Annotated in this window: 28 protein-coding genes; 12 read left to right on the top strand and 16 right to left on the bottom strand. The window is 76.5% G+C overall.

Annotated elements, in window-relative coordinates; all coding sequences use genetic code 11:
• Positions 1 to 48: 48 nt before the first annotated feature.
• Genes ACYVI6_RS03150 through ACYVI6_RS03125 form a run of 6 tightly spaced genes read right to left on the bottom strand, consistent with a single transcriptional unit; the run spans position 49 to position 6129 of the window.
• Positions 49 to 1062: an SDR family oxidoreductase gene (locus tag ACYVI6_RS03150; protein ID WP_460444976.1), complete on the bottom strand. Its 1014-nt coding sequence runs from the start codon at positions 1060 to 1062 to the stop codon at positions 49 to 51.
• A gap of 49 nt (positions 1063 to 1111) precedes the next feature.
• Positions 1112 to 2278: an ArsA family ATPase gene (locus ACYVI6_RS03145; RefSeq protein ID WP_460444975.1), complete on the bottom strand. Its 1167-nt coding sequence runs from the start codon at positions 2276 to 2278 to the stop codon at positions 1112 to 1114.
• Positions 2275 to 3288, bottom strand: a complete 1014-nt coding sequence (locus ACYVI6_RS03140) for an ArsA-related P-loop ATPase (protein WP_460444974.1) — start codon at positions 3286 to 3288, stop codon at positions 2275 to 2277. Before ACYVI6_RS03140 ends, ACYVI6_RS03145 begins: the two co-directional genes overlap by 4 nt.
• 10 nt (positions 3289 to 3298) lie before the next feature.
• A complete protein-coding gene (locus ACYVI6_RS03135) occupies positions 3299 to 4090 on the bottom strand; it encodes an alpha/beta hydrolase family protein (protein WP_460444973.1) in 792 nt (263 codons plus the stop codon).
• A 27-nt stretch (positions 4091 to 4117) separates the two neighbouring features.
• Complete coding sequence (locus ACYVI6_RS03130) at positions 4118 to 5542, bottom strand: alpha/beta-hydrolase family protein (protein ID WP_460444972.1); 1425 nt, start codon at positions 5540 to 5542, stop codon at positions 4118 to 4120.
• Entirely contained in the window at positions 5539 to 6129 is a 591-nt protein-coding gene (locus ACYVI6_RS03125) for a phospholipase A2 (RefSeq protein ID WP_460444971.1), read from the bottom strand. Before ACYVI6_RS03125 ends, ACYVI6_RS03130 begins: the two co-directional genes overlap by 4 nt.
• Before the next feature lie 205 nt (positions 6130 to 6334).
• Here ACYVI6_RS03125 and ACYVI6_RS03120 point away from each other — a divergent pair, with 205 nt between their 5' ends.
• From ACYVI6_RS03120 to ACYVI6_RS03105, 4 genes are read left to right on the top strand one after another with little or no spacing between them, the layout of a single operon-like run.
• Positions 6335 to 7549: a sensor histidine kinase gene (locus ACYVI6_RS03120; protein ID WP_460444970.1), complete on the top strand. Its 1215-nt coding sequence runs from the start codon at positions 6335 to 6337 to the stop codon at positions 7547 to 7549.
• Entirely contained in the window at positions 7546 to 8208 is a 663-nt protein-coding gene (locus ACYVI6_RS03115; RefSeq protein WP_460444969.1) for a response regulator, read from the top strand. Before ACYVI6_RS03120 ends, ACYVI6_RS03115 begins: the two co-directional genes overlap by 4 nt.
• A 9-nt stretch (positions 8209 to 8217) precedes the next feature.
• A complete protein-coding gene (locus ACYVI6_RS03110) occupies positions 8218 to 8373 on the top strand; it encodes a DUF4177 domain-containing protein (RefSeq protein WP_460444968.1) in 156 nt (51 codons plus the stop codon).
• Complete coding sequence (locus tag ACYVI6_RS03105) at positions 8370 to 8840, top strand: RidA family protein (RefSeq protein ID WP_460444967.1); 471 nt, start codon at positions 8370 to 8372, stop codon at positions 8838 to 8840. Before ACYVI6_RS03110 ends, ACYVI6_RS03105 begins: the two co-directional genes overlap by 4 nt.
• A 21-nt stretch (positions 8841 to 8861) precedes the next feature.
• On the opposite strand, the gene ACYVI6_RS03100 is transcribed toward ACYVI6_RS03105, so the two are convergent.
• Entirely contained in the window at positions 8862 to 9503 is a 642-nt protein-coding gene (locus tag ACYVI6_RS03100; RefSeq protein WP_460444966.1) for a MerR family transcriptional regulator, read from the bottom strand.
• 203 nt (positions 9504 to 9706) lie between these two features.
• Here ACYVI6_RS03100 and ACYVI6_RS03095 point away from each other — a divergent pair, with 203 nt between their 5' ends.
• Together ACYVI6_RS03095 and ACYVI6_RS03090 are read left to right on the top strand one after the other, a co-directional pair.
• Positions 9707 to 10483, top strand: coding sequence for an NUDIX hydrolase (locus ACYVI6_RS03095; RefSeq protein ID WP_460444965.1), 777 nt, complete (start codon positions 9707 to 9709; stop codon positions 10481 to 10483).
• Entirely contained in the window at positions 10480 to 11274 is a 795-nt protein-coding gene (locus ACYVI6_RS03090; protein ID WP_460444964.1) for an MBL fold metallo-hydrolase, read from the top strand. The genes ACYVI6_RS03095 and ACYVI6_RS03090 overlap by 4 nt, the downstream gene beginning before the upstream one ends.
• A gap of 79 nt (positions 11275 to 11353) precedes the next feature.
• Here the strand turns inward: ACYVI6_RS03090 and ACYVI6_RS03085 are convergent, their stop codons facing one another.
• Together ACYVI6_RS03085 and ACYVI6_RS03080 are read right to left on the bottom strand one after the other, a co-directional pair.
• Positions 11354 to 12031, bottom strand: coding sequence for a Crp/Fnr family transcriptional regulator (locus tag ACYVI6_RS03085; RefSeq protein ID WP_460444963.1), 678 nt, complete (start codon positions 12029 to 12031; stop codon positions 11354 to 11356).
• 46 nt (positions 12032 to 12077) lie between these two features.
• Positions 12078 to 12437 (bottom strand): hypothetical protein, encoded by a 360-nt coding sequence (locus ACYVI6_RS03080; RefSeq protein ID WP_460444962.1) that lies wholly within the window; start codon positions 12435 to 12437, stop codon positions 12078 to 12080.
• A 117-nt stretch (positions 12438 to 12554) separates the two neighbouring features.
• On the opposite strand from ACYVI6_RS03080, the gene nth reads away from it, so the two are divergent.
• From nth to ACYVI6_RS03065, 3 genes are read left to right on the top strand one after another with little or no spacing between them, the layout of a single operon-like run.
• A complete protein-coding gene (nth, locus tag ACYVI6_RS03075) occupies positions 12555 to 13292 on the top strand; it encodes an endonuclease III (protein ID WP_460445015.1) in 738 nt (245 codons plus the stop codon).
• Entirely contained in the window at positions 13289 to 13957 is a 669-nt protein-coding gene (locus tag ACYVI6_RS03070) for an NUDIX hydrolase (protein ID WP_460444961.1), read from the top strand. The genes nth and ACYVI6_RS03070 overlap by 4 nt, the downstream gene beginning before the upstream one ends.
• Positions 13954 to 15147: a MarP family serine protease gene (locus tag ACYVI6_RS03065; RefSeq protein ID WP_460444960.1), complete on the top strand. Its 1194-nt coding sequence runs from the start codon at positions 13954 to 13956 to the stop codon at positions 15145 to 15147. The genes ACYVI6_RS03070 and ACYVI6_RS03065 overlap by 4 nt, the downstream gene beginning before the upstream one ends.
• A gap of 117 nt (positions 15148 to 15264) precedes the next feature.
• Here ACYVI6_RS03065 and gndA read toward each other — a convergent pair whose 3' ends face one another.
• From gndA to ACYVI6_RS03030, 7 genes are all read right to left on the bottom strand, one after another.
• The gene (gene gndA / locus ACYVI6_RS03060) at positions 15265 to 16731 is read right to left on the bottom strand and encodes an NADP-dependent phosphogluconate dehydrogenase (protein ID WP_460444959.1); all 1467 of its coding nucleotides are present in this window, start codon (positions 16729 to 16731) and stop codon (positions 15265 to 15267) included.
• An 86-nt stretch (positions 16732 to 16817) separates the two neighbouring features.
• A complete protein-coding gene (locus ACYVI6_RS03055) occupies positions 16818 to 17738 on the bottom strand; it encodes an alpha/beta fold hydrolase (RefSeq protein ID WP_460444958.1) in 921 nt (306 codons plus the stop codon).
• A 25-nt stretch (positions 17739 to 17763) separates the two neighbouring features.
• Positions 17764 to 18222, bottom strand: a complete 459-nt coding sequence (locus tag ACYVI6_RS03050; protein WP_460444957.1) for a phage holin family protein — start codon at positions 18220 to 18222, stop codon at positions 17764 to 17766.
• A 63-nt stretch (positions 18223 to 18285) separates the two neighbouring features.
• Positions 18286 to 19560, bottom strand: a complete 1275-nt coding sequence (gene nhaA, locus ACYVI6_RS03045) for a Na+/H+ antiporter NhaA (protein ID WP_460444956.1) — start codon at positions 19558 to 19560, stop codon at positions 18286 to 18288.
• Positions 19561 to 19662: 102 nt separating this feature from the next.
• On the bottom strand, positions 19663 to 19842 hold the full coding sequence (locus ACYVI6_RS03040) for a hypothetical protein (RefSeq protein ID WP_460444955.1): 180 nt from the start codon (positions 19840 to 19842) through the stop codon (positions 19663 to 19665).
• Positions 19843 to 19880: 38 nt separating this feature from the next.
• On the bottom strand, positions 19881 to 20375 hold the full coding sequence (locus ACYVI6_RS03035) for a hypothetical protein (RefSeq protein WP_460444954.1): 495 nt from the start codon (positions 20373 to 20375) through the stop codon (positions 19881 to 19883).
• Positions 20372 to 20686 (bottom strand): STAS domain-containing protein, encoded by a 315-nt coding sequence (locus ACYVI6_RS03030; protein WP_460444953.1) that lies wholly within the window; start codon positions 20684 to 20686, stop codon positions 20372 to 20374. Before ACYVI6_RS03030 ends, ACYVI6_RS03035 begins: the two co-directional genes overlap by 4 nt.
• 182 nt (positions 20687 to 20868) lie before the next feature.
• Here ACYVI6_RS03030 and ACYVI6_RS03025 point away from each other — a divergent pair, with 182 nt between their 5' ends.
• The 3 genes from ACYVI6_RS03025 to ACYVI6_RS03015 are packed head-to-tail and all read left to right on the top strand — an operon-like array spanning position 20869 to position 23590.
• A complete protein-coding gene (locus tag ACYVI6_RS03025) occupies positions 20869 to 21585 on the top strand; it encodes a winged helix-turn-helix domain-containing protein (RefSeq protein WP_460444952.1) in 717 nt (238 codons plus the stop codon).
• Positions 21582 to 22964 carry a HAMP domain-containing sensor histidine kinase gene (locus tag ACYVI6_RS03020; protein WP_460444951.1) on the top strand — a complete coding sequence of 461 codons (1383 nt, stop codon included), beginning with the start codon at positions 21582 to 21584 and terminating at the stop codon, positions 22962 to 22964. The genes ACYVI6_RS03025 and ACYVI6_RS03020 overlap by 4 nt, the downstream gene beginning before the upstream one ends.
• The gene (locus ACYVI6_RS03015) at positions 22961 to 23590 is read left to right on the top strand and encodes a GerMN domain-containing protein (RefSeq protein WP_460444950.1); all 630 of its coding nucleotides are present in this window, start codon (positions 22961 to 22963) and stop codon (positions 23588 to 23590) included. Before ACYVI6_RS03020 ends, ACYVI6_RS03015 begins: the two co-directional genes overlap by 4 nt.
• Positions 23591 to 23595: the final 5 nt, after the last annotated feature.

Genomic DNA, 23595 nt, shown 5'->3' with positions numbered 1-23595 from the left:
GGCCACCCGGGTTCCGGGTGGCCCTTCGTGCGTCCGTGGCCCTGACGGCTAGCGGCGGCGCAGCGCGCGAGCCGCCAGGGCGAGCGCCGGGACGGCGGCCGCCACCGCGCCGAGGACGCCGTGGTGCTGCGAGGCCCAGACCTGCGGCGAGCGGTCGGCGGCGCGGTCGTCGAACAGGCCGTGGGTGCCGAAGTCGCGGCCGTCGGGGCCGTCGGCGGGCTCCCACAGGTTGCTGGGGGCGTCGGACGGCGCGTCGTCCGGGGTCTGCTGCGCGTCGTAGCCGGTGCGGGCGAGGTAGCGGTCGAGCAGGCCGGGGGCGACGGCGTTGCCGAGCAGGGTGCCGACGGTGCTGCCGCCGACCCAGTACTCGCGGCGGCGGGGGTGGTCGGCGGCGAACACGACGGCGCGGGCGGCGACCTCGGGCTGGTAGATCGGCGGCACCGGCTGGGCCTGCTTCGGCAGGCGCGACAGCACCCAGGAGAACTGCGGGGTGTTGAGGGCCGGCAGCTGCACCATCGTCACGTGCACGTTGCTGCCCTCGTGCAGCAGCTCGACGCGCAGCGACTCGGTGAACCCCTGGATGGCGTGCTTCGCGGCGCAGTAGGCGCTCTGCAGCGGCACGCCCCGGTAGGCGAGCGACGAGCCGATCTGGACGACGGTGCCACGGTCGCGCGCCTTCATCCGCCGCAGCGCCGCGAGGGTGCCGTGCACGAACCCGAGGTAGCTGACCTCGGTGACCCGGCGGTACTCGTCGGCGGTCACCTCGTGCACCGGCGCGAACACCGACGAGAAGGCCGCGTTGACCCACACGTCGATCTCGCCGAGCTCGGCCTCGACCCGGGCGGCCGCGGCCTCGACGGCGTCGGCGTCCGAGACGTCGGTCGGCACGACCAGTGCCTGCCCGCCCGCGGCCTCGACGTCGGCGGCGGCGCCGCGCAGGCCGGTCTCACCACGCGCCAGCAGCGCGACCTTCGCCCCGCGGCTCGCGAAGGCGACCGCGACCGCGCGCCCCACCCCCGCGCTGGCACCCGTGACGACGACGACCTGCTGCTCGTGGCTCATGGGCTCAAGTCACCCGTGCTGGGCCGGACGTCGCAACCGGGGGGCGCGGTCAGCGACCGGCGAGGTCGGCGCCGATCTGCCGCAGCCCGTCGAGGTCGTGGACGTCGGAGGCGCGGGCGGCGACGCGCACCACCGGCACGTCGGGGTGGGCGCCGGTGAAGCGCTCGGCCATCGCGGCCTCCCGCTCGGCCACCCGCACGCGGTCGGCGTGCACCCGCAGCAGCTGCTCGGTGAGCCCGTGGCCCTTCTGCTCGGCGAGGGTCTCGGCCCCGCTGAGCGCCCGCGCCGACGACAGGTTCGCGCCCGACGCGTGCACCCGGTTGAGCACCAGCCCGGCGAGCGGCATGCCCTCGCTGGCCAGCCGGTCGACGAAGTACGCGGCCTCGCGCAGGGCGTCGCGCTCGGGGGCGGCGACGACGAGGAACGCGGTGCCGGGCGCCTTCAGCAGCTCGTAGGTGCGGTCGGCGCGCTCGCGGAACCCGCCGAACATGGTGTCGAGCGCGGCGACGAACGTCTGCACGTCGGTGAGCATCGAGGCGCCGAGCACCTTGGTCAGCGTCGACGTCACGAGGTTGACGCCGCCGGCGAACACCTTGAGGTACGCGCGGCCGCCGGCCTTGGCGGGCGCGGTGAGCAGCCGGATGAACCGGCCGTCGAGGAACGACCCGAGCCGCTGCGGCGCGTCGAGGAAGTCGAGGGCCGAGCGCGACGGCGGGGTGTCGACGACCACGAGGTCCCAGGTGCCGTCGCGGTCGGCCTGCGACCGCAGCTGCCCCAGCTTCTCCATCGCCATGTACTCCTGCGTGCCCGCGAACGAGCTGGAGAGCGCCTGGTAGAAGGGGTTCTCCAGGATCTGCGCGGCCTTGTCGGGCGTGGAGTGCCCTTCGACGATCTCGTCGAAGGTGCGCTTCATGTCGAGCATCATCGCGTCGAGCCGGCCGGCGCCCGAGAGCCCGGTGACCTCGCGCGGGGTGTTGTCGAGCTGCTCGATGCCGAGTGCCTGCGCCAGCCGCCGGGCCGGGTCGATGGTGAGCACGACGACCCGGCGTCCGCGCTCGGCGGCACGCACCCCGAGCGCCGCGGCGGTGGTGGTCTTGCCGACGCCGCCGCTGCCGCAGCAGACGACGATGCGGGTCGCGGGGTCGTCGAGCAGCGCGTCGACGTCGAGGCCGCCGGCAGCGACCCGCTTGCGGCCGCGGCGGGCCGGCGGGGTCACGCCATCCCCTGGGTGCGCAGCATCGCGGCCAGGCCGTACAGCGCGCCGAGGTCGACGCCGCCGGGCAGCGCCGGCACCTCGTAGACGGGTCGGCCGAGCGCGTCGACGCGGGCTCGCTCGCTCACCTCGAGCGCGCGCCGGGCGGCGTGCTCGGCGGCCTCGTCGAGCAGCCCCTGCACCAGCGGCTCGCTCACGCGGATGCCGGCGGCGGTCAACCCGGCCGAGACCTCCTCGCGGTCGAGCCGGCCCTTCGCGGCGGCGGCCAGCCGGCGCGCGGTGAGCACCGGCTCGCGGACGGCGTTCACCACCACCCCGCCCAGCGGCAGCCCCGAGTCGCTCAGCTCGGCGGCGGCGTCGAGCGTCTCCTGCACGGGCATCTCCTCGAGCAGCGTCACCAGGTGCACGACGGTCTGCGGCGAGCGCAGCAGGGTGGTGATCGAGTCGGCCTGGCTGCGGATCGGGCCCACGCGGGCCAGCGGCGCGGCGGCCGCGTTCACGTTGAGGAACCGCGTGATGCGGCCGGTCGGCGGCGCGTCGAGCACCACCGCGTCGTAGACGGGCCGGCCGTGCTCGCGGCGGCGCACCGCCTCGTAGACCTTGCCGGTCAGCAGGATGTCGCGGACGCCGGGCGCGATCGTCGTGGCGAAGTCGACCGCCCCGAACTTCTCCAGCACCGTGCCGGCGCGACCCAGCTTGTAGAACAGCTGCAGGTACTCCAGCAGCGCGGCCTTCGGCTCGACGGCCAGCCCGAGCAGCTCTCCGCCGCCGGCACCGACGGCGACGCGTCGCTCCTCGTACGGCATCTGCGGCACGTCGAACAGCTGGGCGATGCCCTGCCGCCCCTCGACCTCGACGAGCAGCACCCGGCGTCCCTCGGTGGCCAGGCCGAGCGCGAGGGCCGCTGCGACGGTCGTCTTGCCGGTGCCGCCCTTGCCGGTGACCACGTGCAGCCGCACGCCGTCCCAGTCGCGCTCCGGGCGCGCCGCGTCCGAGGCGGCCGGGGGTGGCATGGCGACGAGGTTACTTTCCAGCCTCGGCGGCTGCCCGACGGACCGACGCGATCACCTCCGGCCAGGCGGCCGACGACGGGTCGACGAGGTCCATGTGCTCGGCGTCGGGCAGCAGCAGCTGCTCCTGGCCGCTGGCAGCGGCGTACGCGTCGCCGACCGCGGGCGGCACGACGTCGTCGCGCCCGCCCTGCAGCACCAGCACCGGCACGCCGGGGGCGCCGAGCCGCGCCGGGTCGGCGGACGCGTACCGCTCCGGCACGTCGGACGGCGAGCCGCCGAGCAGCGCCTCGACCGCGCTGCTGCGCCCGTCGTCGCCGAGCCGCAGGTCGTACGCCACCGCGAGGTCGAGCACCCCGCCCAGGCTGATCGCCGCCACGACACCGGTCGGCACGCGGCCGCCGCCGACGGCCCAGCCGACGAGGTGACCGCCCGCGCTGTGGCCGACCAGCACCACGCGGTCGGTCGGCACGGCGACGCCCTCGGTCGCGGCCCCCGCCACCAGCGACGGCACGGCGTCGAGCGCGGCGCGCACGTCGTCGAGGGTCGCCGGCCAGCCGCCCGCTCCCCCGCTGCGGCGGTACTCGATCGCGGCGACCACGAACCCGTCCGCCGCGAGCGCCGCGCACTCCTCGCCGGTGTGGGTGCGGTCGACGCCGTCGCGCCAGAACCCGCCGTGCACCACGACGACGAGCGCGGCGCGCGGGTCGCCGGTGGGCCACCAGGCGTCGAGCACCTGGTCGGGCAGCGGGCCGTAGCGCAGCTCGGCGTCGGGGCGGGGGTGCTGGCGGTCGAGGAGGTCCACGCGGCCAGCCTGCCACCGGGTCTCGGGTCAGGCCGACGGCGGCACGCCCTCGCCCAGCGGTGCGACGACCGCCCGGGCCGCCGGCGCCGAGGTGGGGTCGGCGGTGGCGGGCGTCACCCGCAGCCAGCCGTCGACCAGCTCGGTCGTGTAGCGGTGGCCGACGCCGTCCGGCGTCCACCAGGCCGACATCAGGTCGGTGAGGCCCTGCCAGGCGCTGAGCCCGGGCACCCACGGCTGCGGCCAGTCGCGCGTGGGGCGGACGGCGAGGGCGGGTGACCACGCCGCGACCGGGTCGTCGGCGTGCCGCAGCGAGACCTGCGCGCGGTCGAGCCGCTGCAGCTCGGCCAGCCGCGCGCGGCCGTCGGACGGCACGCCGACCCACAGCCCGCCGTCGGTGAGCCGGTCGAGCTCGCCGCGCGGGGTGGCGCGCAGGGTGGCCAGCGCGCCCAGCGACTCGGCGAACAGCAGCACCCGCGGCCGGCGCTGCACCGGGCGGGCGTCGACCGCCGTCCGGACGGCGCGCAGCAGGGCGAGCGCATCGCCCTCGGCGTCGCCGGTGCCGCGCAGGTACCCCACCCAGCTCGGCTCGGCGGCGTACTGCACCGCGACCGTCGCGACGTCGCCGTCGTGCAGCACCTCGCTCGCCGCGGTGGCCGCCGGATCGACCCAGCCGCTGCCGGTGGGCACCGCGACCACCAGCACCGAGCGGTCGAGGGCGTGCACCGCCTGCAGCCGGGCGACGGCCAGGGCCGCTCGGGACGTCGCGTCCGGCGCCTCGTGCTCGCCCACGTAGACCCGCGCGGGCGCCGTGGCCGGGCGGCCGGTGGCGGCGGCGACCTGTTGCGCGTCGAGGCCGCGGCCGAGCCACCGCCGGCCCTCGACCCCCGTCGTCGACCTCGCCGGGGCGTCGGCCCGCGGCACCACCGGCGCGCACGAGGCGAGCGCCAGGCCGGGCACCAGCAGCAGCGGGACGGCGCGGCGCCGCGCCCCCCTCCCGGTGCCGAGATGCGCCCAGCGGTTCACCCGGAGGTCGCTCGGTGAACCGCTGGTCGCATCTCGGCGGGGGTGCGTGAGCAGCCGCCGGGCGCCGCGGCCGACGAGCACCCCCAGCCCCGCCAGCGCCAGGCAGCCGGCGACCGCGAGCGCCGTGACCAGCAGCGTCGTGAGCGGGTTCGGCGCCGCCATCGACGCGTCGTGCGCCACCTGCACGCCGCGCCACCAGACCAGGGCGGTGCCGCCGAGCAGCACGGCGAGGGTGCCGACGGCGTGCCGGGTGCAGTGCGCCGGGCGGGGTGCGCGTCGCACGACCAGGGCGGTGACCGCGAGCGCGAGCACCCCCGCGAGCGCCGACGACACGGCCTGCACCGCCACCGGGTGCGGCAGCAGCGCGGGCCAGGCGGCCGCGACGCCGGCGAGCGCGGCGGCGAGTCGGGGCCACGGCCGGGGGTTCACGAGCGCCGCCGTCCGGGTCGCACCGACAGCAGCACGAGCACGACGAGCGCGGCCAGCCCGGCGAGCAGCCAGCGCGCGACCGGCTCGACGACCGGCACGCCGTACCCCTGCCGCACCGAGTTCACGGTGACCGCGCCCGCGTAGACCGCCGCCATCACGTGGCAGCCGGCGTCGCGGGCGCAACCGCGGTGCAGCTCGTCGGCGAACGCGCGGTCGATCGCGAGGCGGGCCCAGGGGGCGAGCGGGCGCCCCGACCGGCCGGCCTGCCGCAGCAGGTCGTACCCCAGGTCGTGTCGCCGGCAGGCGGTGCCGAAGCCGTACCTGGTGTCGCCGAGCGGCGACGAGCAGCTGCCGTCGGCGCGCACCAGCTCGGTGCGCGCCGGGCCGGCGGCCACCACCGGCTGGTAGCCGAACGACCGCGAGAACCCCTGCGGCAGCACGACGTCCGTCGCCCCCGACGTCACCTGCCGCACCGCCCGCGCCGCCCCGACGTCCTGCGTGCGGCTGCTGCCGACGGCGGCCGCCGAGCCGCTCACCACCAGGAACACCAGCACCGCCGCGACCGGAGCCACCACCCTGCGCACCACGTCGACCTCCCCGACCGGCGGCCGACGTCCGGCCGCGAGGGGGCGGAAGGTAGGGAGCCGGTGGGTGCCGTCGCGTCCCGCTGCGGGGCCGTCCGCAGCCTGCTCCGCAGGGGTGCACGGACGGCGCGCGTCACCCCACGGGGGCAGACCGGCGTGGCTCCCCAGGGCGATGACGGGCGCGGCCCGGCGGTCCTACGGTGGCGGCGTGAAGAGGCCCCGCGTCCGGCTGCCCCGGCTGCCCCGTGCCCTCCGGCTGCAGCACCTGCCCCCGCGGCAGGTGCTCGTGCAGCTCGCGGTGTGGCTGCCGGCGCTGGCCGCCACGGCGATCGCGTTCGGCACGGCTGGCGAGACGTACGACGTCGCCCGCACCACGTGGGGGCCGATGCCGTTCGTCGGGGCGATCGTCGGGCTGCCGCTGCTCACCGTCGTGAGCCGGCCGCTCGTCGGGTGGGCGGTGTCGGCGGTGGCCGCCGTGCTGCTGCCGGCCGTGCTGCCGGTGGTCGACGCCGACCCGTGGCGCTGGCAGACGATGCACGGGCTGGTGCTGCTCGCTCTGCTGCTGGCGGTGTGCGCGCGCGAGCCGCTGCGGGCGGGGGCCGGCGCCTGGCTGGTGACGCTCGGCCTGTTCCTCTGGGGCACGAAGACCGACATCGCGGCGGCGTGGGTGGTGCCGGTCACCGTCGTCGCGGTCATCGGCTGGCTGGTCGGGCGCCTGGTGCGGGCGCGCCGGGCGCTCAGCGTGCAGGCCGAGGTGAGCAGCGCCGAGAAGGCCCGGCGGCTGGTGCTGGAGGAGCGGCAGCGCATCGCCCGCGACCTGCACGACGTGGTGGCGCACCACATGTCGCTGGTGGTGGTCCAGGCCGAGACCGCGCCGTACCGCGTGCCCGGGCTGGACGACGGCGCGCGCACCGAGCTGTCGCAGATCGCCGAGTCGGCGCGGGCCGCGCTGTCGGAGACGCGCGCGCTGCTGTCGGTGCTGCGCGACGAGGACGCCGACGCCGACCTGACGCCGCAGCCCGGCATCGAGCGCATCGGCGAGCTGGTCGACGGCGCGCGCCGGGCCGGCCTGCAGGTCGACGCCGACGTGCGGGTGCTGGTGCCGCTGCGGCAGGGCACGTCGATGGCGGCCTACCGGGTGGTGCAGGAGTCGCTGGCGAACGCGGCCCGGCACGCCCCGCGCTCGGTGGTGCGGCTGATGGTGCAGTCGGTCGACGACGGGCTGGAGGTGCTGGTGCAGAACAGCATCGGCGAGGGCGCCGCCGCCGACGGGCCGGCCGGGCACGGGCTGGTCGGCATGCGCGAGCGGGTGACCGCCGAGGGCGGGCGGCTCGAGGTGGGGCCGCTCGACGACGCGACGTTCCGGGTGCGGGCGCTGATGCCGGTCGCCACGGCGCAGGCGGTGCAGGCGGTGCAGGCGTGATCAGCGTGCTGGTGGTCGACGACCAGGCGATGGTGCGGCAGGGCTTCGCGGCGCTGCTGGCCGCGCAGGACGGCATCGAGGTGCTCGGCGACGCGGCGAACGGCGCCGAGGCGGTGCGCGCCGTGCAGCGCCGCACGCCCGACGTCGTCCTGATGGACGTGCGGATGCCGGAGATGGACGGCATCGAGGCGATCCGGCGGATCATGGCGCTGCCGCTGGCGGTGCACCCGAAGGTGCTGGTGCTGACGACGTTCGACCTCGACGACTACGTGTACGAGGCGCTGCGGGCCGGTGCGAGCGGGTTCCTGCTGAAGGACGCGCGGGCCGAGGAGCTGGTGCAGGCGGTGCGCGTCGTGGCCGCCGGCGACGGCCTGCTCGCCCCGACGGTGACCCGGCGGCTGATCGCCGAGCTCGCCCGGCGCCCGGCCGCCGCCACGGCGCGACCGGCGGTGCTGCAGACGCTGACGCCCCGTGAGACCGAGGTGCTCACGCTCATCGCCGGTGGCCTGTCGAACGCCGAGATCGCGTCCCGGCTCGTCGTCGCCGAGCAGACCGTGAAGACCCACGTCGGCCGGGTGCTCGGCAAGCTCGCCGTGCGCGACCGGGCCCAGGCCGTGGTGCTGGCGTACGAGTCGGGGCTGGTGCGACCCGGGCAGTAGGCTCCGCGCATGGCCAAGTGGGAGTACGCGACCGTGCCCTTGATCGTCCACGCGACGAAGCAGATCCTCGACCAGTGGGGCGAGGACGGCTGGGAGCTGGTGCAGGTCGTGACCGGCGAGCAGGGCAACCTCGTCGCCTACCTCAAGCGCGAGCGCGCGTCGTGAGCGCCGTCGAGGACCGCCTGGCCGAGCTCGGCCTGACGCTGCCGGACGTCGTGCCGCCGCTCGCGGCGTACGTGCCGGCCGTGCGCCAGGGCGACCTCGTCTGGACGGCGGGGCAGCTGCCGCTCGCCGGCGGGCAGCTCGCCACCACCGGCAAGGTCGGTGAGGGCGAGGGACTCGTCAGCCCCGAGCAGGCCAAGGACCTCGCCCGCACCTGCGCGCTGAACGCCATCGCCGCGGTGAAGTCGGCGATCGGCGACCTCGACCAGGTCGTGCGCGTCGTGAAGGTCGTCGGCTTCGTGGCGAGCGACCCCGCGTTCACCGGGCAGCCCGCCGTGGTGAACGGCGCCAGCGAGCTGCTCGGCGACGTGTTCGGCGACCGCGGCGTGCACGCCCGCAGCGCCGTCGGCGTGGCCGTGCTGCCGCTCGACGCGCCGGTCGAGGTCGAGCTCGTCGTCGCCCTCGCCTGACCCTCGCCCGATCCCGAGGGGTCAGCCGCCGGCGACCGCCGACGACAGCGCCAGCCGGTACGCGGTGGTCGCCAGCTCGACGGCCACCACCTCGGCGTCCTCGACGGCGGCGCCGCTGCCCCGGCTGGGCTCGCCGCGGGGGCTCGACAGCACCGTCGCGACGTCGGCGGCGACCAGCCGGGCCGCCCGGGCCGCGGCCTGGCAGATGCGGCTCACCACCGACGGCTCGTAGCCGAGGTCGGCGAGCTGGTTGGCCAGCGCGAGCAGCCCGGGGTCGGCTTCGTAGCCGTCCGCCGTCCGGCGTCCCATGCCGTGGGCGGCCAGCCAGGCCAGCAGCCCCGGCGCGTGGTGCTCGAGGTCGGCGACGACGCGCTCGCTGACGGCGACCCGGGGCCCCGCCGGCAGGTCGTCGCGCACCATGCGGGCCAGCTCGGTCTGCGCCACGCCGCGCTCGACCAGGGTCGCCACCAGGTTCAGGGTCAGCCCCCGGCTGGTCAGCGCCTGCACCAGCCGCAGCTGGGTCAGGTGGTCGTGGCTGTAGACGGCCACGCGCCCGCGCCGCCACGGCGGGCGAATCAGGCCGCGCGAGCGGTACGCGCGCACGTTGCGCTCGGTCATGCCCGCCGCAGCAGCGAGCTCGGGCAGGGTGTACTCACGACGCACCTCGGGTGCCGCCTCCTCACGTCGTGCGCCGCACCCCGGTGCGGCAGGTCGCCGCCGTCCAGCCAACGCGTGAAGCCCATACAGTCGACCGCGTGCTGAGACAGTTCGCCCCGGGCCCGCGGATCGCGGGTCACGCTACGGCCTTCGCGGCCGATGCGCCCGCGGCTGGGTCCGAGGGGGCGGTTCCCCGGCCCGCCGCGACGGTGGCGCTGCTGCGCGACGGCGACCACGGGCCCGAGGCGTTCCTGCTGCGGCGCAAGGCCTCCATGGCGTTCGCTGCGCGCATGCACGTGTTCCCCGGCGGCGGCGTCGACCCTCGCGACGACGACGCGGACGTGCCGTGGGCCGGGCCGCCCCTCGACGACTGGGCGCAGCGGCTGGGGGTCGGGCCGGGGACGGCCGCCGGGCTGGTGTGCGCCGCGGTGCGCGAGCTGTTCGAGGAGTCGGGCGTGCTGCTCGCCGGGCCGGACGCCGGTGCCGTGGTCGCCGACACGTCCGGGCCGGCGTGGGAGGCCGACCGGCAGGCGCTGCTCGACCGCGAGCTCGCGCTGTCGCAGCTGCTCGTGCGCCGCGGGCTGGTGCTGCGCTCCGACCTGCTCTCGCCGTGGGCGCACTGGTGCACGCCGGTCTTCGAGCCGCGGCGCTACGACACCTGGTTCTTCCTCGCCGAGCTGCCCGCCGGCCAGGTGGCCCGCGACGTCGGGGGCGAGGCCGACGAGGTGGCCTGGCTGCCGGCGTCCGACGCGCTGGCCGGGCACGAGCGCGGCGAGCTGACGCTCATGCCGCCGACCCAGGTGGTGCTCGAGGACGTCGCCGCGCTGCCCTCGGTGCGGCAGGCCCGGTCGGTGGCGCGGGTCCTGCAGCGCGTCGTGCCCTGGCTCGCCGCCCGGCCCGGCGACGAGCCCGTCATCCGCGTCGACCTCGACGGGCACGGCGGGGGCCGGCCGGGTCCGGCGTCCGGGCTGGAGGTGCTGCGGTGAGCGGGGTCTGGGCCGGCGGGGAGGTCTCGCGGGTCGCGGTCTGCGTGCTCGCCCCCAACCCGGGCCCGATGACCCTCGACGGCACGAACACGTGGGTGCTGCGCGACCCCGGCACCGCGCACGCCGTCGTCGTCGACCCCGGGCCGCTCGACCTCGGCCACCTGCAGTCGGTGCTCGACGCCGTGCTCGCCCGCGAGGCCACCGTGTCGGACGTCGTCGTCACCCACGGGCACCACGACCACACCGACGGCGCCGCGCGGCTCGCCGAGCTGGCCGGCGGGGTGCCCGTGCACGCCGTCGACCCCGCGCACCGGCACGGCGGCGGCCACGGGCTCGACGACGGGTCGCGCGTCGGGGCGCTCGGCCTCGAGGTGGTCGCGACGCCCGGCCACACCGCCGACTCCGTCTGCCTGCTGCTGCGGGCACCCGGCGAGCACCTGCTGCTCACCGGCGACACCGTGCTCGGCCGCGGCACCACGGTCGTCGCCCACCCCGACGGCGCCCTCGGCCCCTACCTCGCGTCGCTGCACCGCCTGCGGCAGCTCGGTCTCGACGGCCCGCTGCGGGTGCTGCCCGGGCACGGACCGGTGCTGCCCGAGGCGCTGCCGGTGCTCGACGCCTACCTCGCCCACCGCGAGCAGCGCCTCGAGCAGGTGCGCGCCGCCCTCGCCGCCGGCGACACCACGCCGGAGCAGGTCGTGGCGAGGGTGTACGCCGACGTCCCGCCCGACGTGCAGGGCGCCGCGCTGCAGAGCGTCCGCGCGCAGCTCGACCACCTCGCCGGCACCTGACCCTTGCGCACCCCAGCCCGGTCTGCGCACCTCAGCCCGCTCGGCGGGGCCCGACGAGCGGGCTGACGCGCGGAAAGGGCTAGCGGGCGCGGCGGCGCAGGCGCTCGACGTCCATGAGGACGACGGCACGGGCCTCGAGCCGCAGCCAGCCGCGGGAGGCGAAGTCGGCGAGCGCCTTGTTGACGGTCTCGCGGGAGGCGCCGACGAGCTGGGCGAGCTCCTCCTGGGTGAGCTCGTGCGCGACGAGGACGCCGTCGTCGGCGGGGCGGCCGAAGCGGGTCGACAGGTCGAGCAGGGCCTTCGCGACGCGGCCGGGGACGTCGGAGAAGACGAGGTCGGCGAGCGAGTCGTTGGTGCGGCGCAGCCGGCGGGCGAGGGCCTGCAGCAGCACCTGGGCGACCTCGGGGTGGGCCATGAGCAGCGGGTTGAGGTCCTCGTGGCCGAGCCCGATGAGCACGGTGTCGCCGACCGACGTCGCGGTGGCGTTGCGCGGGCCGGGGTCGAAGAGCGACAGCTCACCGAACATCTCGCCCGGGCCGAGCACGGCGAGCAGGTTCTCGCGGCCGTCGCTGCTGGTGCGGCCGAGCTTCACCTTGCCCTCGACGATCACGTAGAGCCGGTCGCCCTGGTCGCCCTCGGCGAAGAGCTCCTCGGCGCGCCCCAGGCTGACCTCGGTCATGGACTGGCGCAGCGTCGCCGCGGCCTCTTCGTCCAGGGCCGTGAACAGGGGCGCCCTGCGCACGATGTCGTCGTCCACGGCCCACAGTCTGCCCTACCGGCCAGGTCGGCGGCAGCCGTCGCGATCAGGCCGGGGGCACCGGCAGGCAGCGCGCCGGGTCGACGGTGTACCGGGCCACCAGCTCGCGGGTCGCGGCATCGAGCTCGGCCTGCACCTCGCGCGCCCTCGACTGCAGGATCCGGGCGGAGCCGGCGAGGTCGGCGAGCAGCTCGGGGCCGAGCACGTCGGGCACCGCCTCGAGGGCTGCCCGCACCGACGCCGGCACCTCGTGCACCTCGGCCCGGACGCCGGTCAGCCGCGCCACCTCGAGGTCGCTGCGGGCGACGACGAGCCGACGCAGCCACGACAGCCGCGTCACCTCCTGCGAGAGGCGGTGACGGCGTTCGCGCAGCTCGTCGAGGTCGGTGGTCGCATCCGTGCTCACGGGCTGGTCATCGATCCCGGCGGGCACCCGCTTGAGCGGTCCGGGCACCGACTCACCCGACCGGCTTCGCCCAGTCGGACGCCGTACGCTGACCCGGTGCCGACGCCACCGGAGCCCGTGCGAGCCGCCGTCCGGAAGGCCGCGGCCCCGGTGGAGGGCGTCGCGCTGACCCGCCGGGCGCGCAAGACGTACAAGCTGCTGCACGAGCTGTACCCCTACGCGCACTGCGAGCTGGACTTCGAGAACCCGTTGCAGCTGCTCGTCGCCACGGTCATCTCGGCGCAGACGACCGACGTGACGGTCAACAAGGTGACGCCGACGCTCTTCGCCCGGTACCCCGACGCGGCCGCGCTGGCCGGCGCCGACCGCGACGAGATGGAGGCGATCCTCAAGCCCACCGGGTTCTTCCGCGCCAAGACCGACAGCGTCATGAAGCTCGGCGCCGCGCTCGTCGAGCGCTTCGACGGGCAGGTGCCGCCGCGGCTCGCCGACCTGGTGACCCTGCCGGGCGTGGGCCGCAAGACCGCGAACGTGGTGCTGGGCAACGCCTTCGACATCCCGGGCATCACCGTCGACACGCACTTCGGCCGGCTGTCGCGCCGCTTCGGCTGGACCGAGCAGGACGACCCGGTGAAGGTCGAGCACGAGGTCGGGGCGCTGTTCCCGAAGCGCGACTGGACGATGTTGTCGCACGTGCTGATCTTCCACGGCCGGCGCACCTGCCACGCCAAGAAGCCGGCCTGCGGCGCGTGCCCGGTCACCAAGCTGTGCCCGGCGTACGGCGTGGGCGAGACCGACCCCGAGCGCGCGAAGAAGCTGCTGAAGTACGAGCGGGCCGCCGAGGCGCTGCAGTGACCGACGCCGTCGCGCCCGTTCCGGCCGACTGGCTCGAGCGGTTGCGCGCCCTGCCCGGCTCGGTGCGCGCCGAGGACCTGTCGAGCTTCACCCCGCCCCCGGAGGGCGGCCGCGAGTCGGCGGTGCTGGTGCTCGTCGGGCAGGACGACGACGGCCGGCCGGACGTGCTGCTCACCGAGCGGGCGGCGGACATGCGCTCGCACCCCGGGCAGGTGTCGTTCCCGGGCGGCTCGGCCGACCCCGGCGACGGCGGCGACCCGGTGGCGACGGCGCTGCGCGAGGCGCACGAGGAGACCGGGCTCGACCCGGCCGGCGTCGAGGTGCTGGGTGTGCTGCCCGCGCTGTTCCTGCCGCCGAGCGGGTTCGTCGTGACGCCGGTGCTCGCCTGGTGGCGGGCGCCGTCGGCGGTGCGGGTGGTCGACCCCGCCGAGTGCGCGGCCGTCGTCCGGGTGCCGGTGGCCGAGCTCGTCGACCCCGCCAACCGCTCGCGCACCCGCCACCCGAGCGGCTACACCGGCCCCGTCTTCGAGGTGCGCGACCTGTTCGTGTGGGGGTTCACCGCCGGGCTGCTGTCGCAGGTGCTGTCGCTCGCCGGCCTCGACCGCCCGTGGGACACCTCGCGCTTCGTGCCGCTGCCCGAGCACCACGTGGGCGCCCGCCGGTGATCGACGTCGTCCTCGTGCTGGTGCTGGTGCTGTACGCCGTGTCGGGGTACCGCCAGGGGCTCGTGGTGTCGGCGCTGTCGCTGGTCGGGTTCCTCGGGGGCGGTGCGCTGGCGATGTGGCTGCTGCCCGACCTGGTGGCCCGCTGGTTCTCGCCCGAGCGCGTCGACCTGCGCCGGGTGCTCGTGGTGCTGGTCGGCGTGCTGGTGCTCGCCACGCTCGGGCAGGGCATCGGCTCGGCGATCGGACGCCGGGTGCGCCGCCAGGTGCGGGCCCGTCCCGCCCGGCTGGTCGACGCGCTGCTCGGCGCCGCCGCGACGGTGCTCTCGGTGTGCCTGCTGGTCTGGCTGCTGGCCGGGGCGGTGCGCGGTGGCGCCTCGCCGTCCCTCTCGCGCGCCGTCGGGCAGTCGAAGGTGGTCGCCACCATCGACGCCGTCGCACCGTCGAGCAGCGCGCAGGCCTTCGCGGGCTTCCGGCAGCTGCTCGACGCCGAGGGCTTCCCGCGGGTGTTCGAGGGCTTCGGACCCGAGCGCATCCGCGCCGTCGAGCCACCAGACCCGCGCGTCGCCCGCACCGACGGCATCGTGCGCGCCGCCCGCTCGGTCGTGAAGGTCACCGGCACGGCGTCCTCGTGCAGCCGGTCGCAGGAGGGCAGCGGGTGGGTGCTGCAGCGCGGCCTCGTCGTCACCAACGCCCACGTCGTCGCCGGCGTCGGTCGCCCGCAGCTGCGCGTCGGCGGCACCGGACCGTCGTACCCGGCCCGCGTCGTGGTCTTCGACCCGGTGCGCGACCTCGCCGTGCTGCGCGCCCCCGACCTCCCGGCTCCGGCCCTCGAGCCGGCTGCCGAGCTCGACCGCGGTGACGGCGCCGTGGTCGCCGGCTTCCCGCTCGACGGGCCGTACCGCCTCGACAGCGCCCGCGTCCGCGAGGTCGTCACCGCCCGCGGCGAGGACATCTACGGCGGACGCGGCTCGGTGCGCGAGATCTACTCGCTGTACGCCCGCGTGCAGCCCGGCAACAGCGGCGGCCCGCTGCTCGACGCGGCCGGGCACGTCGTCGGCGTCGTCTTCGCCAAGAGCCTCGACGACGACACCACCGGCTACGCGCTCACCCTCGACGAGGCCCAGCCGGTGCTGCGCGCCGCCGCCACCGCGACGTCCCCCGTCTCGACCGGTCGCTGCGCCGCCTCCTGACCCCCCGCCCCTTTCCGCCGCTCAGGCCGCTTTCCGCGGCTCAGCCCGCTCCGAGACCTGCTCGGAGCGGGCTGACGTGCGCACACCGGGCTGACGCGCGGAAAGGGGGGTGGCGGTTCAGGCGGGGTGCTCGGTGCGGTCGCCGGACCAGTCGGTGTGGAACGAGCCCGGGCGGTCGGTGCGCTCGTAGGTGTGGGCGCCGAAGAAGTCGCGCAGGCCCTGCACGAGCGCGGCGGGCAGGCGGTCGCGGCGGACGGTGTCGTAGTAGGCGAGCGAGGCCGCGAAGGCGGGCACGGGGACGCCGGTGCCGACGGCGGTGGCGACGGTGCGGCGCCAGCCGTCCTGGGCGCGAGCGAGGTCGTCGGCGACGTCGGGCACGGCGAGCAGGGTGGCCGGGCCGTGCTCGGCCCACGCGCGGCGGATCCGCTCGAGCAGCCGGGCGCGGATGATGCAGCCACCGCGCCAGATGCGGGCGACCTCGGCGACGTCGACGCCCCAGCCGTTCGCGTCGCTGGCGGCGCGGATGTGGTCGAGGCCCTGGGCGTAGGCGACGACCTTCGAGGCCCACAGCGCCTGCCGGACGTCGTCGACCAGCCGGTCCACGTCGTCGACCTGCCCGCCGCCCGGTCCGCGCAGCACACCGCGCGCGGCCTCGCGCACGGTGGTGTGGCCGGACGTCGAGCGCGCGAACACCGCCTCGGCGATGGCGTTCACCGGCACGCCGAGCTCGAGGGCGAGCTGCACGGTCCAGCGGCCGGTGCCCTTCTGCTCGGCGGCGTCGGCGATCACGTCGACCAGCGGCTGCCCGGTGGCGGCGTCGACCTGCTGCAGCACCTGGGCGGTGATCTCGATGAGGAACGAGTCGAGGTCGCCCTCGTTCCAGTCGCGGAAGACCTCGGCGATGCGGTCGACCGGCAGCCCGGCCGTGCGCAGCAGGTCGTAGGCCTCGGCGATGAGCTGCATGTCGGCGTACTCGATGCCGTTGTGCACCATCTTCACGAAGTGCCCGGCGCCGTCGGGGCCGATGTGCGTGCAGCACGGCTCGCCCTCGACCTTCGCGCTGATGTCCTCCAGCAACGGTCCGAGCACGGCGTACGCCTCGGCCGAGCCGCCGGGCATGATCGAGGGGCCGTTCAGCGCGCCCTCCTCGCCGCCGCTGATGCCGGCGCCGACGAAGTGCACACCCTTGCGCTTGTACGAGCGTTCGCGGCGCTGGGTGTCGAGGTAGTGGGCGTTGCCGCCGTCGACCAGCACGTCGCCCTCGTCGAGGTGCTCGGCGACGGCCTCGAGCGTCAGGTCGGTCGCCTCGCCGGCCTTGACCATCACGATCACCTTGCGCGGCCGCGACAGGCTGGCCGCGAAGCCCGCCAGGTCGGACGACGGCACGAACCGCCCCTCGTGGCCGTGCTCCTCGACCAGCCGGTCGGTGCGCGCCTGCGTGCGGTTGAACAGCGCCACCTCGTGGCCGTGGTGCGCGAGGTTGCGCGCCAGGTTCGCACCCATGACGGCCAGCCCCACGACGCCGATGTCGGCCGTGCCACCGCCCTCGTGGACGGGCTGCTCCTGCTGCGCCTGCTCGGTCACTGCTGCCTGCTCTCGGTCGTCCGGTTCCCCGACTGCACGGGTCAGCGTGCCAGGCCAGGGGGCCAGGACCCTAGCGGGGGCGTCGATCAGGGCAGGTCGGCCAGCCAGTCGAGCAGCAGCGCGGTGACGTCGTCCGGCGCCTCCTCCGGCACGAAGTGGCCGATGTCGGGCAGCTCGTGGAAGGCGTACGGCCCTGCTGCGTAGCGGGACGACGAGCGCGCGGTGTCGGTGAGGATGGCCGGGTCGAGCGCGCCGTGCAGGTGCAGCACCGGCACCTGCACCGGCTGGTCGACCGCCGCGCGGAACCGGCGGCCGTCGGCCCGCGGCACCGAGCGCACCACCCAGCGGTAGTACTCCATCGCGCTGTGCGCCACGAACGGCACCCGCATCGCCTCGGCGTACGCCCGCTCGACCTCGCGGCCCGCGTCGTCCGGCGTCGGCCAGCCGGGACCCCCGCCGCCGTGCAGGATGCGGGTGACCAGGGCGCCGTCGCGGGTGAGCGCGCGCTCCGGCAGCACCGGCAGCTGGAACGGGAGCACGTAGGCGCTGGCCGCCCGCTGCGCGTTCGACCGCCGCACGGCGCGGCTGAACGCGAGCGGGTGCGCGATCGACATCGGCGCGACGGCACGGGTCACCGACGGTTGCAGGGCGGGCATCGACCAGGCGACCCAGCCGCCCCAGTCGTGGCCGGCGACGACGGCCTGCTCGGCGCCCAGCGAGCGGACGACGGCCGCGACGTCGGCGGCCAGCGTGATGGTGTCGTAGCCGCGGGGCGGCTTGTCGGAGGCCCCGTAGCCGCGCAGGTCCATCGCGACGGCGCGGTACCCGGCCTCCGCGAGCGCCGGCAGCTGGGCCCGCCAGCACCACCACATCTGCGGGAACCCGTGCAGCAGCAGCACCATCGGGCCCTCGCCGGCCTCGGCGACGTGGAAGCGTGCGCCGTTGGCCGACACGAAGCGGTGCTGCCAGGGGCCCTCGTGCAGGACGGCGGTGGCGTCGACGGTCACGCGCCGACGCTACCGACCCGCAGCGTCAGCGCGTGTGCGGCTTCGCCTGCTTGAGCGTGTCGACGGTCTCCTTGGTGGTGCGCACCGTGCGCTCGGGCGGCCCCACCTTGCTGATGCGGGACTTGCCGAGCAGCGCGGCGACGGCGCCGATCACCAGCAGCACCACGGCGACGATCAGGAACGCCAGCCACGGCGACAACCCCGCGGCCACCAGGCCGTACGCGGCGGCGATGAGCAACAGGACGAGGGCCAGGAAGGCCAGCACGCCGGCGACGGCGAACATCGCGGCACCGGTGCCGGCGGCCTTGACGTCGGCGGTGACCTCGGCCTTGGCGAGGGCGACCTCCGAGCGGATGATGCTCGACAGGTCGCGCGAGGCGTCGGCCACCAGCTGGCCGAGCGTGCGCTCGGGCTCGGTGGCGTCGGCCTGCACGGAGAGCCGCTCGGTCGCGCCGACGCTCGTGGATCCGGACGGTGCGGTCATCGTGCCCTCCCAGGGCGGAGCGTGCGGTCGCGTTCGTGCAGCAGCGTATTGGCCCGGCGGGCATCACGCCCGTCGGTGCACGTCCGTCACCGCGTCGCCGTCGCGCGGCTCGTCGCCGGCGGTGCGCCGGTGGGTGCGGGCGCGCAGCCGCAGCACCACGACGGCGAGCAGGGCCGACAGCACCGACCCGCCCAGCACCCCCGCCTTGACGTGCTCGTCGGACGCCGTGCCGTCGCCGAACGACAGCTCGGCGACCAGCAGGCTCACGGTGAAGCCGATGCCGGCGAGCAGCGACAGCCCCACGACGTCCGGCCAGGCGAGGTCGTCGTCGAGCTCGGCACGCGTCAGCCGCGCCACCAGCCAGGTGCCGCCGAGCACCCCGACGAACTTGCCCACCACCAGGGCTGCCACGACGGCGAGCGCCACCCGGTCGCGGACGGCGTCGCCGAGACCGCCGCCGACGAGCGTGACACCGGACGCCGTCAGCGCGAACGCGGGTACCGCGAAGCCCGCCGACACCGGGCGCCAGGTGTGCTCGTGGCGCTCGGCCGGCGATCGCTGCTCGCCCGGACGGCGGCGCACCGGCACCGTGAAGGCGAGCAGCACCCCGGCCACCGTCGGGTGCACCCCGGAGGCGTGGACGAGCCCCCAGGTCGTCAGCGCGAGCGGCAGCAGCGACCACCAGCGCCCCCGCCGCGTCTGCGCCAGCAGGCCGAACAGCGCCAGCGGCACCAGGGCCAGCAGCAGCGCAGGCAGGTCGAGCGCCGAGGTGTAGAAGATCGCGATGATCGTGATGGCGACCAGGTCGTCGACCACGGCGAGGGTGAGCAGGAACGACCGCAGCGCGCTCGGCAGGCCGGACCCCGCGACGGCGAGCACCCCGAGCGCGAAGGCGATGTCGGTGGCCGTCGGGATCGCCCAGCCGCGCAGCCCCTGCCCGTCGCCGCCGGCCACCACGGCGGTGTAGACCAGCGCCGGCACCACGACCCCGCACAGCGCCGCGGCCACCGGCAGCGCCGCCCGGGCCGGGTCGCGCAGGTCGCCGACCACCAGCTCGCGCTTCAGCTCGAGGCCGGCCACGAAGAAGAACACGGCGAGCAGGCCGTCGGCGCACCACGACGCGAGGTCGAGGCGCAGGTGGAGCGCCGCCGGGCCGAAGGTCAGGCCGCGCAGCGACTCGTAGGCCGCGCGCCACGGAGAGCTGGCCCAGGCGACCGCCACCACGGCGGCGACGAGCAGCACGGTGCCGCCGACGGTCTCGGTGCGCAGCGCCTCGCGCAGTCGCCGGGCGCCTGCCCGGCTCGGGGTGCGGGCGAGGAGCCTGCGGGGGGTCGGCACGTGGGGGGTCCCGTCGTCGCGCGGGTCGCCCCGCTGCTGACGCGTGCGCCCTGCGCGCCCGCGGCCGACCAGACTTCCCGGCTCACCGAGGTGAAGCGTACTTCAGCCGACGGCCACCGCGAGGTCGCTGGACGCCGCGACGATGTCGTCGAGGTCGGCCAGGCGGGCCCGGGCGAGCGCGGCCGAGACCACGTCGTGGTCGGCCTCGGCGGCGGCGAGCTGGGTCGCGGCCAGCCGGCGCTGCACCTCGACCTCCTCCAGGAACGACGTGCTGCAGGGCATCTCGGCCTCCTCGTGGTGCGGGCGGGTGGAGCGAGGGGTCAGACGGCGGTGCGGACGACGAGCACGCCCGAGCCGGGGTTGTCGCGGCCCAGCAGCCGGTCGAGGACGCGGGCCGGGTCGAAGCGGGGACGTCGCGACTCCTGCACGAGCTGGTCGGTCCAGGCGCGCGAGCCCTCGCGGGCGGTGAGCGCGTCGATGGCGTCGGCGCTCAGCAGCAGCAGGACGTCGCCGGGTGCGAGCACGGCGTCGCCGGAGCCGGGCAGGTCGGGCAGCCGGCGCAGCCCGACGTCGGTGCCGAGCACCCCGGGCGGCGAGGCGGGCGCGTCGACGCGAACCCAGCCGTCGGCGTCCAGCAGGGCCTGGGTGCTCCAGGTGGTGCCGGCCTCGTCGGCGACGTCGACCAGCAGGTGCCGCGGCGTGGTCGAGACGCGGACGGCGCCGGTGCGGCCGCGGCGCACGGCGACGGTCCAGCCGGGGGCCGACAGCACGGCAGGAGTCAGCGCCCAGGCCGGCGCGGTGGCGACGGCGCTCACGCGCGCACCGCCGGCTCGAGCTCGAGCACCGACTGCAGGCCGGTGCGCTGCAGCAGGTCGAGGTGCTCGCGACGGGCGCCGCGCAGCACGACGCGCACCTGCCGGGCGGCGCACGCGCGGCGGGTCCAGAGCAGCGCGCCGACCACCGTGGACGACAGCCGCTCCACCCCCGAGACGTCGACCACCAGCACGCTCCGGCCGCCGCTCATGGCCGCCCCGAGGGACGACCGCAGCCGGGGCAGGCCGCCGCCGACGAGGTGGTCGTCGAGCACGACCACCGCGACGTCCTCGGCTGCTGCGAGCTGGCTCACGGGGAGGCCTCCGTCTCGGGGTGGGGCGGGTGCGGCGGCGACGACGCTGTCGCCGCCCGACCACGATGCTGGTGCGCCCACATGGAGAAGACGTGTGCGAGACCTTTGCGGTTGCATGACGACCATGGGTCGCTGCACCACGGGCCGCACGCCGTGGCGCGATCCGCTGGCACGATGCGCGCATGGCCCCGCGACTGCTCGTGCTGGAGGACGACGACGGCATCCGCGCCTCGCTGACCCTGGCCATGGGCGACGAGGGCTTCGACGTCGACCCGCACGCGGGGGCCGAGACGGCGCTGGCGTCGGTGCTGGCGCACGGCACCGACCTGATGGTGGTCGACCTGATGCTCGGCGGCCTCGACGGCTTCACGTTCATCCGGCAGGTGCGCACGCACAGCCACGCGCCGATCATCGTGCTGTCGGCGCGCACCGGCACCGACGACATCGTGCACGCGCTCGAGGCCGGCGCCGACGACTACGTCACCAAGCCGTACGTCGTCCGCGAGCTGGCCGCTCGGCTGCGGGCGCTGCTGCGGCGTCCGGCGCCTGCCTCGGCCACGGACGGTGCTGCCCCGGTCCCCGAGGCGCCGGGCAGGGTGCTCGACGCCGGTCAGGACCTCGTGCTCGACGTCGACGCCGGCGTCGTGCGCCGCGGCGGCGAGCAGGTGCACCTGACGCTCACCGAGTTCCGGCTGCTCGTCGAGCTGGCCGAGCACGCCGGGCGGGTGCTGAGCCGACCGGTGCTGCTGCAGCGGGTGTGGGACCAGGGCTTCTTCGGCGACGAGCGGATCGTCGACGTGCACGTGCGGCGGCTGCGCACCAAGGTCGAGCGCGACCCGGCCGACCCGCGGCTCGTCGTCACGGTGCGCGGGCTGGGCTACCGGCTGGACCGCTCGTGAGGCGCGGCCGCACCCTCGGGCTGCGGGGCTCGGTGGTGCTCACGTACGCGGCCGGGGCGCTGCTGGTGTCGGTGGTGCTGGCGCTGGGGTCGTTCCTGGTGGTGCGGCACTCGCTGCTCGACGCCCGGCAGCGGCTGGCCACCCGGCAGGCGTTCGCCGACGCCGCCTCGGTACGGGCGGGGCTGCTGACCGCGGGCCGCCAGGTGAGCGACCTGCTCGGTGAGGTGTCGCCGCCGGCCGGCAGCACCCCGCTGGTGCGGCGCGACGGCACCTGGTTCTACGCCGCGCTGAACCAGGCGCCGAGCGCGGTGCCGGGCGACCTCGTGCGCCGGGTCGACGGCGGTGGCGCCGGCTGGGCGTGGTCGACGCTGCAGGGCGAGCCGGTGATCGTGGTCGGCGTGCCGCTCGGCGGCACGGGCGCGTCGTACTTCGAGGTGTCGTCGGCGCGCGACGTCGACGACTCGCTGCGGGTGCTGCGCGCGGCGCTGGCCTCGTTCGCCGCGCTGACCACCGTGGTCGGCGCGCTGCTCGGCCGGGCCGCGGCCCGCCGGGTGATGTCGCCGCTCGACGCGGTGGCCGGCGCGGCCGCGCGGATCTCCGTCGGCGACCTGTCGACGCGGCTGGCCGACACCGACGACCGCGACCTGGCGACGATCGTCGGCTCGTTCAACACGATGGCCGAGCGGCTGGACGACCGGATCCGCCGCGACACCCGCTTCGCCGCCGACCTCGGCCACGAGCTGCGCTCGCCGCTGACGACGCTCATGACCAGCGTCGACGTGCTCGAGCGGCGGCGCGGCGAGCTGTCGCCCCCGGCGCAGCAGGCGCTCGACCTGGTGTCGGTCGAGCTCCAGCGCTTCCGCCGCTCGCTCGAGGACCTGCTCGAGCTCGGGCGCCTCGACGCCGGCGTCGACCCGACGCAGCTGGCCGACGTCGACCTCGGCGAGCTGGTCACCCAGGTGGTGCTCGCGAGCCACCGCTCCCCCGACCTGGTGCGGGTGCTGCCCGGCGGGCCCGGTGCGCTCGCCGTGGTGGGCGACAAGCAGCGGCTCAGCCGCGCGGTGGTCAACCTGCTCGAGAACGCCGAGCTGCACGCGGGCGGCGTCGCCGGGGTGCGCGTCGAGCGGGTCGGCCGGTTCGTCGACGTCCTGGTCGACGACGAGGGGCCGGGCGTGCCCGACGCCGACCGCGAGCGGATCTTCGAGCGGTTCTACCGCTCCGGGTCGCGCGGCTCCACGCGCGGCACCGGCCTCGGGCTCAGCCTGGTGGCCGAGACCGTGCAGGCCCACGGCGGCAGCGTCTGGGTCGCCGACCGGCCGGGCGGTGGCAGCCGGTTCGTGATGCGGCTGCCCACCGAGCCGGCGCGGGTCCCGGCGTGAGCGGGGCGCGGCGGCTGGCCGCGGCGGTCCTGGTGCTCGGGCTCGCCGGCTGCGGCGTGCCCGGGCCGGGTGCCGCGACGGAGGTCGCCGACACGGCCGTGCCGTACGGGCTGGTGCGCACCCCGACGGCGAGCGCCACGGCGACCGGCTCGGTGGTGGTGCGCCCGCGCGAGTTCTGGCTGCGCGAGGACGACACCGTGCAGGGCGTGCGGGTGGCCGTCGGGGGCGGTTCGACGCCCGAGCAGGTGCAGCAGCTGCTGCGGCTGCTGGTGGCCGGACCGACGGCGGCCGAGCGGGCCCGCGGCCTCGGCACCGCCATCAGCCCGACGTCCGGCCTGGCGCTGCGCGGCCTGCGCGACGGGGTGGCCGACGTCGAGGTGGGCGACGAGGGCGCCCAGCCGGTGCCCGACCGGCTGCCGCTGGCCGTCGGGCAGCTCGTGCTGACCCTGACGTCGGTGCCGGCGGTGACCGGCGTCCGGCTGGTGCAGGACGGTCAGGTCGTGCCGGCCCCGCTGCCCGGTGGCGCCACGACCACCCGGCCGCTGCGCGCCCTCGACTACGACGAGCTGCGCCGGCCGCGCGCCACCGTCGCCACGACGCCCACCCCCGCCGAGCCGACGTCCTGACGCCG

The sequence above is a fragment of the Angustibacter aerolatus genome (genome assembly GCF_054776675.1).
This window is presented reverse-complemented; position numbering and strand designations above follow the sequence as displayed.

Bases quoted from the DNA above. Each gene is read 5' to 3' on its own strand.
- ACYVI6_RS03140 (WP_460444974.1), bottom strand. From the start codon at position 3,288: ATGCCACCCCCGGCCGCCTCGGACGCGGCGCGCCCGGAGCGCGACTGG.
- ACYVI6_RS03025 (WP_460444952.1), top strand. From the start codon at position 20,869: ATGGCCCCGCGACTGCTCGTGCTGGAGGACGACGACGGCATCCGCGCC.
- ACYVI6_RS03040 (WP_460444955.1), bottom strand. From the start codon at position 19,842: ATGCCCTGCAGCACGTCGTTCCTGGAGGAGGTCGAGGTGCAGCGCCGG.
- ACYVI6_RS03050 (WP_460444957.1), bottom strand. From the start codon at position 18,222: ATGACCGCACCGTCCGGATCCACGAGCGTCGGCGCGACCGAGCGGCTC.
- ACYVI6_RS03150 (WP_460444976.1), bottom strand. From the start codon at position 1,062: ATGAGCCACGAGCAGCAGGTCGTCGTCGTCACGGGTGCCAGCGCGGGG.
- ACYVI6_RS03110 (WP_460444968.1), top strand. From the start codon at position 8,218: ATGGCCAAGTGGGAGTACGCGACCGTGCCCTTGATCGTCCACGCGACG.